Here is an 8,642-nt window from a genome sequence, read left to right on the forward strand (position 1 = left end):
CGTTTGATCGCAGGCCGCGTCCGGTTCGTTCCGGACGCGGCTTTTTTATTGCACCGGCGTTCCCCGCCGGCAACACTTAGCGCACAAACCTCAAGTAATTTATCAACAATTCTTGCCGCAGCCTTGTTGGGCGGCTACCATCCCGACATCGTCAGTGAGTAAATGGGCGCTTACCGCCCGTGCCGTCTTCATGCGCCGACTCGCCTTATCGCTGCTGCCCGTCCTGCTGCTCGCCGCCTGTGCCGGCGCGCCGCAGAAGACGTCGCGCGGGTCAGGCGGCAGCGTCGTCGCGAACGGCGCCTATCGCGCGCCGCCGCCCGGCTTTCCCCACTTCGTCGATCACAGCATCGGCCGCGAGGAAATCTCCATTCAGGCGATGAGTCTTGTCGGCGTGCCCTACCGCTGGGGCGGCAATACGCCCGACAGCGGCTTCGATTGCAGCGGGCTCGTGCGGTACGTCGTGCTGCGCGCGGCGTCGGTGAACCTGCCGCGAACGACGGCCGAGATGAGCGGGCGCGGCGAATCGATCGAACCGGACGAAATCGCGCCAGGCGATCTGATCTTTTTCAACACGACCGGACGCGCGCATTCGCACGTCGGCATCTACGTGGGCAAGCTGCGCTTCGTCAACGCGCCATCGACGGGCGGCACCGTGCGGCTCGACTATCTGACCAATCCCTACTGGGCGAAGCGCTTCGACGGCATCCGCCGGATGGCGGGACCGGCGGCAACGCCGGCGCCGTTCGATACGCCGAGCTATCAGGCTGCGGCGCCGCAAACCGAGCGAGGTGCTGCGGTCGCGGCGACGAGCACGGCAACAACCGTGGCAGTTCCGGCAGCGTCGACCTACGCGGGCCCGACGGCGCTGTCCAGCGCGCCGTCGATGGCAACGGCCCGGCCGGTCGCGAGCGCGACGCCGGCGACCCGTGCAGGCGGCGGCACGCCCGTCGTGCAAGCCGATCAATTCGAGCCGCCGCCGTCCGGCCTCGGCGCCGCGCAGTTGCAGGCACGCTCAGCGGGCGCCGTGGCAGCGACGATGGTCCCCGCGGCTCAGGCGAGCACGTATGAAAGCGGCGCTCGTTCGCCCGCTCAACCGATGCAGTCCGCGACGACCGCCCGCACCCTTGCCCAACCTTCGCCCGACCCGATCGACGCCGCCGCCGATGCATTCGAACCGCCGCCACCCGCCTCCATCGCGGAACGCCAGGCGCGGCAGATGCAGCAGACCGAAGGCACTGGATCCGTGCAGCTCATGCGTGCGTCGACGGCTTCCCACGGCGTGCCCGCACCCACGCAAAGCAACGACGACCCGATCGCCCGTTTCGCGAACGGCAACTTCTGACGCCGTGATCTGCTATCGTCATCGATATTCTTTCGACGGCGGGTAACGACCATGGAACTCGGGCTCAAAAATAAGGTAGTGCTCATCACCGGCGGCAGCAAAGGCATTGGTTTCGCGTGCGCGCGCGCCTTCGCACAGGAAGGCGCGAAGGTCGCGATCGTGTCGCGCGACCCCGCCAACCTTGCGCGCGCCTACGAACAGCTGAAACAGGAAGGATTCCACGTGCACCGCACGCGCGCCGACCTGCACGAAGCGCACAGCGCCGCCGATATCGTCGAGGAAGTCAGCACCGCCGTGGGCCCGATCGACGTGCTGATCAACAGTGCCGGCGCCGCGCGCCGGTACGACCCCGAGACGCTCGATGCCGACGCATTCCGCGCGACGATGGAAGCGAAGTATTTCCCGTATATCTATCCGCAGCAGGAAGTGCTGCGCCGTATGGCCGAGCGCGCGAAAGCCAACGGCGGTGCCGAGCCGGGCACGATCGTCAATATCATCGGCATGGGCGGCAAGGTCGCGAGCGACATCCATATCGCAGGCGGCGCGGCCAACGCGGCGCTGATGCTCGCGACCGTCGGCCTCGCGCACTACTACGCGCGCTATGGCATCCGCATCAACGCGATCAATCCGGGCTCGACGTTGACCGAGCGCGTCGAGGAAGCGGTCCGGCTGGAAGCGGCGCAGCAAGGCATCGGCAATGACGAAGCGCTGGCGCGCGGCCAGGCCCGGATGCCGCTCGGGCGCTATGCAAAGCCGGAGGAAATCGCCGACGTGGCGCTGTTCCTCGCGAGCCGCCGCGCGAGCTATGTGACGGGCGCGATCATTCCGATGGATGGTGCGAATGCGCCGCTGATCTGAACGCGTCGTGCAACGCGCTTTTTAGTCGAACTGCGTAGGGACACCGGTGCGATGCCATGGGCGGCATGTAGCCGAAGCCCGCGCGTGCTGTTCAGCCAAACTCAGCCGAACCCGGCAGCGCAGGCCATGCATCGCATGGTGATTACAGGAAGTGGTGGCCCAGCCACCAGGCCCCGCCGGACAGCACCGCGGAAGCCGGGATCGTCAGAATCCAGGCCCAGACGATGTTGCCGGCGACACCCCAGCGCACCGCGCTCAGCTTCTGCGTCGCGCCGACTCCGACGATCGCGCCGGTGATCGTATGCGTGGTAGAGACGGGAATGCCGAGCGCCGAGGCGGTAAAAAGCGTGATCGCTCCGCCCGCCTCCGCGCAGAAGCCGCCGACCGGCTTCAATTTCGTGATTTTCTGGCCCATCGTGCGCACGATGCGCCAGCCACCGAACAGCGTACCGAGACCCATCGACAGATAGCAGCTGCCGATCACCCACAGCGGCGGCGCGTCCGCCTTCATCGACGCGAAGCCGGTGGCGATCAGTAGCATCCAGATGATGCCGATGGTTTTCTGCGCGTCGTTGCCACCGTGACCCAGGCTGTACAGGCCAGCGGAGAACAATTGCAGACGCCTGAAGCGACGGTCGACCTTGCTAGGCGGCGTGCGGAAGTACAGCCACGACACCAGCAGCATGAAAAACGAGCCGAGCACGAAGCCGAGCAGCGGTGAAATGAAGATGAACGCGACGGTCTTCATCAGGCCATCCCAGTTCAGCGATCCCCAGCCCGACTTCGCGAGCGCCGCACCCACGAGGCCGCCGATCAGCGCGTGCGACGAGCTGGACGGAATGCCGTAGACCCAGGTGATTACGTTCCACGCGATCGCGCCGACCAACGCGCCGAAGATCACGTAGTGGTCGACGATGTCCGGGTCGATCGTGCCCTTGCCGACGGTCGTGGCCACCTTCAGGTGAAACACGAAATACGCGATGACGTTGAACGCCGCCGCGAACGCCACCGCCTGCTGTGGCTTCAGCACGCCGGTCGACACGACCGTGGCGATCGAATTCGCCGCGTCGTGAAAACCGTTCATGAAGTCGAACACCAAAGCAATGGCAACCAGGCCGGTGACGACCCAAATAGCGAGTTGTATCGATTGCATTATGCGTTTTCCAGCACGATGCCTTCGATGATGTTGGCCACATCCTCACACTTGTCCGTGATCGTTTCGAGCAGCTCGTAGATCGCCTTGAGCTTGATCAGGACCTTGACGTCGTCTTCCTCGCGGAACAGCTTCGACATCGCCGCGCGCAGCACGCTGTCGGCTTCCGATTCGAGCCGGTCGATGTCCTCGCAGGCCTTCAGGATCTGGCTCGCCTGCTTCATGTCCGACAGCAGGCTGACCGCGAACTGCACGCGCTCGCAGGTTGCCGTGCAGATATGCGCGAGCTGGCTCGCCTCCGACGTGACCGCTTGCACGTCATACAGCGAGATCGCGGTGGCGACGTCCTCCATCAGGTCGAGGATGTCGTCCATCGTCGTGATCAGCTTGTGGATCTCGTCGCGGTCGAGCGGCGTGATGAAGGTCTTGTGCAGCAGGTCGATGGCTTCGTGCGTGAGCTTGTCGGCCGCTTTCTCGGCCTTTTGTACGTTCTGCTTGTGGGTTTCGGCGTCCTGCAGATTGTCGATCAGGAGCTCGAGTTCGCGGCTTGCCGAGATGATGCACGTTGCGTGCGAATTGAAGATTTCAAAGAACTTGCCCTCGGTGGGCATGAATCGACCGAACATTGGGATCCTGGAAATGGGTCACGTTATGGCTGACATAAAACCGCCATATTGTACCGTTCCGCCATCATTGCCGCGCTCGCGACAGCGCCGTTACAACAGCCCACGGCGCCTTGCGTCACTCGCCGCCGTAGAAGTTCTGCGCGCCCGCAAAGTTGTCGAACTTCGTGTATTGGCCGTGGAAAGTGAGCCGAACGGGACCGATCGGACCGTTCCGCTGCTTGCCGATGATGATCTCCGCGGTGCCCTTGTCGGGGCTGTCCGGGTTGTACACTTCGTCGCGGTAGATGAACAGGATCACGTCGGCGTCCTGTTCGATAGCGCCCGATTCGCGCAGGTCCGACATGATTGGCCGCTTGTTGGGCCGCTGCTCGAGACCGCGGTTCAGCTGCGACAACGCGATCACCGGCACGTCGAGCTCCTTCGCGAGGCTCTTCAGCGAACGCGAGATTTCCGAGATTTCGGTCGCGCGGTTTTCGCCCGACGACGAGCCGCTCATCAGCTGCAGATAGTCGATGATGATCAGTCCGAGCTTGCCGCACTGGCGCGATAGCCGGCGCGCGCGCGAGCGCAGTTCCATCGGGTTCAGACCGCCGGTTTCGTCGATGAAGATCTGCGCCTCGCTCATTTTCTGCACCGCGTGCGTGAGCTTCGGCCAATCCTCGTCGGTCAGGCGCCCGGTTCGCATGCGATGCTGATCGAGCCGGCCGACCGAGCCCAGCATACGCATCGTGAGCTGCGTGCCCGGCATTTCCATCGAGAACACCGCGACGGGTAGTCCGTACTCGACCGCGACGTATTCGCCGACGTTCATCGAAAACGCCGTCTTACCCATCGACGGACGGCCCGCGACGATGATCAGCTCGCCGCCGTGCATGCCCGAGGTCATACGATCCAGATCGACGAAGCCGGTCGGCGTGCCGGTCACGTCGCTCGGATTGGCGGTGTGATACAGCGTGTCGATCCTCTCGACCACCTGGGTCAGCAGCGGCCCGATCTCGAGAAAGCCCTGGGTGCCGCGCGCGCCGTCTTCGGCGATCGAGAACACCTTCGATTCCGCTTCGTCCAGCAATTGCCGGACTTCCTTGCCTTGCGGGTTGAACGCGTCGGCGGAGATTTCATCGGCGACGGACACGAGCCGGCGCAGCACCGCGCGGTCGCGCACGATTTCCGCATAGCGGCGGATGTTGGCCGCGCTCGGCGTGTTCTGCGCGAGCGCGTTCAGGTAAGCGAGGCCGCCGACCTCTTCCGCCTTGCCCGAAGTGCCGAGCGCTTCGTAGACGGTGACCACGTCGGCCGGCCGCGTGGCCGCAATCAGCTTGCCGATGTGCTCGAAGATGATGCGGTGGTCGTAGCGGTAGAAGTCGCTTTGCGCGAGGAAGTCGGCGATGCGGTCCCAGGCCGCGTTATCGAGCAGCAGGCCGCCCAGCACCGATTGCTCGGCTTCGATCGAATGCGGCGGGACTTTCAGCGACTCGAGTTGGGGATCTTTGGACGGTGCGTTCATGGGGAGGAATTATCGGGCAATCCGGCGACGGCTGCGAGCGGAAAAAACGCAAATACGGGGATAGACGAGAGATAGTCGGGCACAAAAAAAGCAGGGGCCGGTTTCCCGGCCCCTGCTCTTCACCAGCAATACGCTGGCTGATCCTGCCTGATGCTTAGATGCGGTCGGCTTAGACGTGCTCGCCGATCACGGCCACCGTCACATCGACGAGAACGTCGGTGTGCAGCGAAACCTGAACCGGGTGCTCGCCAACCATCTTCAGCGGGCCTTCCGGCAGACGCACTTGCGCCTTTTCCACTGCGAAGCCTTGCTTGCCGAGCGCTTCGGCGATGTCGGCGTTCGTCACCGAGCCGAACAGACGGCCGTCGACGCCAGCCTTCTGATTGACCTGAACGGTCTGGCCTGCCAGCTTTTCGCCTTGAGCCTGAGCGGCTGCCAGCTTTTCAGCGGCGTGCTTTTCGAGTTCTGCGCGGCGCACTTCGAATTCAGCGAGGGCTTCCTTCGTTGCACGGCGAGCTTTCTTGTTCGGGATCAGGAAGTTACGTGCGTAACCGTCCTTGACCTTCACGATGTCGCCGAGGTTACCCAGATTGACGACTTTTTCCAGAAGAATGATTTGCATTCGGATGCTCCTTATCGCGTCGTCGGGTTAGGCCTTGTGCTGGTCGGTGTACGGCACCAGCGCGAGGAAACGTGCGCGCTTGATAGCCGTGTCCAGCTGGCGTTGATAATGCGCCTTGGTACCCGTGAGACGTGCCGGCGTGATCTTGCCGTTCTCGCCGATGAAGTCCTTCAGCGTTTCGATGTCTTTGTAGTCGATGTACTCGACGCCAGCAGCCGTGAAACGGCAGAACTTCTTGCGCTTGAAGAGCGGGTTCTGTTGCTGACGACGCTTGTCGAATTTCTTACCAGTCGGGCGGGGCATGATTAGTCCTTTCCAATGTCCTGCAATGCTGTGATGTGAAATACCAGAGTTCGCGCGTTACGGTGCTTTTTAGCCAGAAAACCTGTGAAGAGCGTTTCGACGCCCATCTGACAGTTTTCGAGCTTACCGCTCGCTTCGCCCGCGGCGACCGCCTGCATGGTCAGTTCGACCTGACGGGCAATGCCCGCCTCGACGACTTCCGTGCGGTGGTGCAACGTGCAGCTTGCAATCGGAACGCCGGCGGGGGTGTACCGCACCGGTTCGCGTTCGACGACGCTCGCCGTAAGTTGCAGCCGGTTCATGTACCTGTTTATGTCTTCGTGTACGTGAGCGAAGCGACGCTGCGTGTCTGGCAGCTTAAATAACGAGTCTTAAGCCTGCGCTTCGGTCGGCTGAGCTGCTGCCGACTTCTTGGCTTCTTCGCGCTGCACTTCCTTCATCATCGGCGACGGGCCGGTTTCGGCCTTCTTCATCTTGACGATGAGGTGACGCAGAACGGCGTCGTTGAACTTGAATGCGTGTTCCAGCTCGTCGAGCGTGGTCTGGTCGCACTCGATGTTCATGCAGACGTAGTGAGCCTTCGCGAGTTTCTCGATCATGTAGGCCAGTTGGCGACGGCCCCAGTCTTCGACGCGGTGGATCTGACCACCGTGCGACGTGATCGTGCTCTTGTAACGCTCGATCATGGCGGGCACCTGCTCGCTTTGATCGGGATGCACGATAAAGACGATTTCGTAATGACGCATTACACACTCCTTGTGCTGACTTTTGGATAGAAGCCGCCCGGGCGTCGGAACCGGTGCGGCAAGTGAGAAGCCGAAGAGTCTAACCCGAATGGGGACGGGTTGCAAGGAATTCCGCCGATTCGGCGGCGGAATCGGATGTGTTTTCAAGAGCTTAGGGGCTGGGTCGCGGAAGTCGGGCCGTTCTTGCCCCTCAACCCGCTTCCGTGCGCTGGCTGCCGCTCTGCAAACGCGCTCTGAGCGCCGCTTCGAGTCCCTTGAGCGCATCGGGTGCGGCGTCCGAGATCGCCCACCAGGTCATGCCCGCCGCGTCCCAGTGCGCGATCGAATAGCCGTCGTGGGCGAGCGATGCCGGCGCCGCGCCGTCAATGCCACGCGTCGTGGACTGCGGAAACACATACACGTCGATCACGTGCTTGCCGTAGCGGTACACGAGCACCGCGACCCGCTGGTGCGCGAGGTAGTCGAGCCGGCCCCCCTCCAGCGCGAAGCCGGCCGCCGCGAGGTCCTCGACCGGCGGCGAATAGTCGAGCCGACCGTTGAACCATGGCTTGACCGTGTGACGGTCGGTCGAAATTACGTCGATGTCGCGGCCGGAAACCTGCGCGCGCACATGGCTTTCGATGAGTTCGTCGGTGAATAGCGTGAATTCGGCGGGACCGCGCAGCGTCAGCGTCAGGACAGCGGTGGCCGCACACAGCGCGATCACGAGCACCGCGAGACCGCCGCGCGCGACCACGCGGTTGGCGCCGCCGGCGGCATGCGGTCCGTTGAAGCCGATTAGCCGGCCGCGTGAATCGCCCGAGCGACCCGGACCGCTGAAGCCACTGAGCCACCGGTCGACCCACGCGGGCCGCCGCGCCCAGCGACGCTGACGCTGAGGTTCGTACGTCGCCATGTCGGTCATCCCGGCGCTAGCGCTGCCGGTAGACTCCTCCTCCGCATCTTCAGGCGCCGCCGTCGTGGCCAACCCCGCAGTTCCTCCCTCGACCGCGCCGGGCAAGCCCGCCACGATCCGCGCCCGCAACGACTGCGGCGCCCGATGATACGGCGCCGCGCGCAGCGCGCCGCTCAGCGCGCGCAGGTTGTCGCTCGCGCGCCGACAGTCGTCGCAGCTCTCGATATGCTGCTGGACCCGGCGCGCATCGGGCGCCGGCAGTTCGTGATCGGCATTCGCATCGAGGAGCGGCCGAGCTTCGTTACAGTCCATCCGGCGTCTCCTGAGCGGGGTCGGCGGCAGCGCCGGGAATGTTGAGGGGCCGGCCGTCGGCAAACGCCCGGAGTTGCGTCACTGTTGCGGTGGCGGGCACGACCGCCGATGATGCCGCGCGGCCGTCGCCGGAACTTCGCGGCGGCCGGTCGGACGGCGCGCAGGGCGTGGACGACCCCGAGGGCGAGACTGCCGCCGACTGCACGACTCGCCCGGACTGCGCCCCCTGCTCCAGCGGCGCTTGCGTCGACCCGCGCGGGCCACCCTGCCCGCCTTTGCGC

Annotated in this window: 10 protein-coding genes; 2 read left to right on the forward strand and 8 right to left on the reverse strand. The window is 64.2% G+C overall.

Annotated elements, in window-relative coordinates; all coding sequences use genetic code 11:
- Window positions 1–190 precede the first annotated feature (190 nt).
- On the forward strand, window positions 191–1,342 hold the full coding sequence (locus tag F6X39_RS26835; RefSeq protein WP_187618802.1) for a C40 family peptidase: 1,152 nt from the start codon (window positions 191–193) through the stop codon (window positions 1,340–1,342).
- 51 nt (window positions 1,343–1,393) lie between these two features.
- On the forward strand, window positions 1,394–2,200 hold the full coding sequence (locus F6X39_RS26840; RefSeq protein WP_187618803.1) for an SDR family oxidoreductase: 807 nt from the start codon (window positions 1,394–1,396) through the stop codon (window positions 2,198–2,200).
- A gap of 142 nt (window positions 2,201–2,342) precedes the next feature.
- On the opposite strand, the gene F6X39_RS26845 is transcribed toward F6X39_RS26840, so the two are convergent.
- The 8 genes from F6X39_RS26845 to F6X39_RS26880 all read right to left on the reverse strand — a co-directional run bounded on the left by F6X39_RS26845 (window position 2,343) and on the right by F6X39_RS26880 (window position 8,361).
- Window positions 2,343–3,353 (reverse strand): inorganic phosphate transporter, encoded by a 1,011-nt coding sequence (locus tag F6X39_RS26845; protein WP_187618804.1) that lies wholly within the window; start codon window positions 3,351–3,353, stop codon window positions 2,343–2,345.
- Window positions 3,353–3,979 (reverse strand): DUF47 domain-containing protein, encoded by a 627-nt coding sequence (locus tag F6X39_RS26850; RefSeq protein ID WP_090804567.1) that lies wholly within the window; start codon window positions 3,977–3,979, stop codon window positions 3,353–3,355. Before F6X39_RS26850 ends, F6X39_RS26845 begins: the two co-directional genes overlap by 1 nt.
- A 115-nt stretch (window positions 3,980–4,094) precedes the next feature.
- Entirely contained in the window at window positions 4,095–5,483 is a 1,389-nt protein-coding gene (locus F6X39_RS26855; protein WP_090804563.1) for a replicative DNA helicase, read from the reverse strand.
- A gap of 169 nt (window positions 5,484–5,652) precedes the next feature.
- Window positions 5,653–6,105 (reverse strand): 50S ribosomal protein L9, encoded by a 453-nt coding sequence (rplI, locus tag F6X39_RS26860; RefSeq protein WP_187618805.1) that lies wholly within the window; start codon window positions 6,103–6,105, stop codon window positions 5,653–5,655.
- A gap of 27 nt (window positions 6,106–6,132) precedes the next feature.
- Window positions 6,133–6,408, reverse strand: a complete 276-nt coding sequence (gene rpsR / locus F6X39_RS26865) for a 30S ribosomal protein S18 (protein ID WP_013588504.1) — start codon at window positions 6,406–6,408, stop codon at window positions 6,133–6,135.
- 2 nt (window positions 6,409–6,410) lie between these two features.
- On the reverse strand, window positions 6,411–6,710 hold the full coding sequence (priB, locus tag F6X39_RS26870; RefSeq protein ID WP_008922420.1) for a primosomal replication protein N: 300 nt from the start codon (window positions 6,708–6,710) through the stop codon (window positions 6,411–6,413).
- Between the two features lie 69 nt (window positions 6,711–6,779).
- The gene (gene rpsF, locus F6X39_RS26875) at window positions 6,780–7,154 is read right to left on the reverse strand and encodes a 30S ribosomal protein S6 (protein WP_013089311.1); all 375 of its coding nucleotides are present in this window, start codon (window positions 7,152–7,154) and stop codon (window positions 6,780–6,782) included.
- A 190-nt stretch (window positions 7,155–7,344) separates the two neighbouring features.
- Window positions 7,345–8,361, reverse strand: coding sequence for an anti-sigma factor family protein (locus F6X39_RS26880; protein ID WP_187618806.1), 1,017 nt, complete (start codon window positions 8,359–8,361; stop codon window positions 7,345–7,347).
- Window positions 8,362–8,642: the final 281 nt, after the last annotated feature.

The sequence above is a fragment of the Paraburkholderia sp. UCT2 genome, from assembly GCF_014397665.1.
Classification (GTDB): Bacteria; Pseudomonadota; Gammaproteobacteria; order Burkholderiales; family Burkholderiaceae; genus Paraburkholderia; species Paraburkholderia tuberum.

Coding starts and splice junctions, on each gene's coding strand:
- F6X39_RS26835 (WP_187618802.1), top strand. CDS start 191: ATGCGCCGACTCGCCTTATCGCTGCTGCCCGTCCTGCTGCTCGCCGCC.
- F6X39_RS26840 (WP_187618803.1), top strand. CDS start 1,394: ATGGAACTCGGGCTCAAAAATAAGGTAGTGCTCATCACCGGCGGCAGC.
- F6X39_RS26845 (WP_187618804.1), bottom strand. CDS start 3,353: ATGCAATCGATACAACTCGCTATTTGGGTCGTCACCGGCCTGGTTGCC.
- F6X39_RS26850 (WP_090804567.1), bottom strand. CDS start 3,979: ATGTTCGGTCGATTCATGCCCACCGAGGGCAAGTTCTTTGAAATCTTC.
- F6X39_RS26855 (WP_090804563.1), bottom strand. CDS start 5,483: ATGAACGCACCGTCCAAAGATCCCCAACTCGAGTCGCTGAAAGTCCCG.
- rplI (WP_187618805.1), bottom strand. CDS start 6,105: ATGCAAATCATTCTTCTGGAAAAAGTCGTCAATCTGGGTAACCTCGGC.
- rpsR (WP_013588504.1), bottom strand. CDS start 6,408: ATGCCCCGCCCGACTGGTAAGAAATTCGACAAGCGTCGTCAGCAACAG.
- priB (WP_008922420.1), bottom strand. CDS start 6,710: ATGAACCGGCTGCAACTTACGGCGAGCGTCGTCGAACGCGAACCGGTG.
- rpsF (WP_013089311.1), bottom strand. CDS start 7,154: ATGCGTCATTACGAAATCGTCTTTATCGTGCATCCCGATCAAAGCGAG.
- F6X39_RS26880 (WP_187618806.1), bottom strand. CDS start 8,361: ATGGACTGTAACGAAGCTCGGCCGCTCCTCGATGCGAATGCCGATCAC.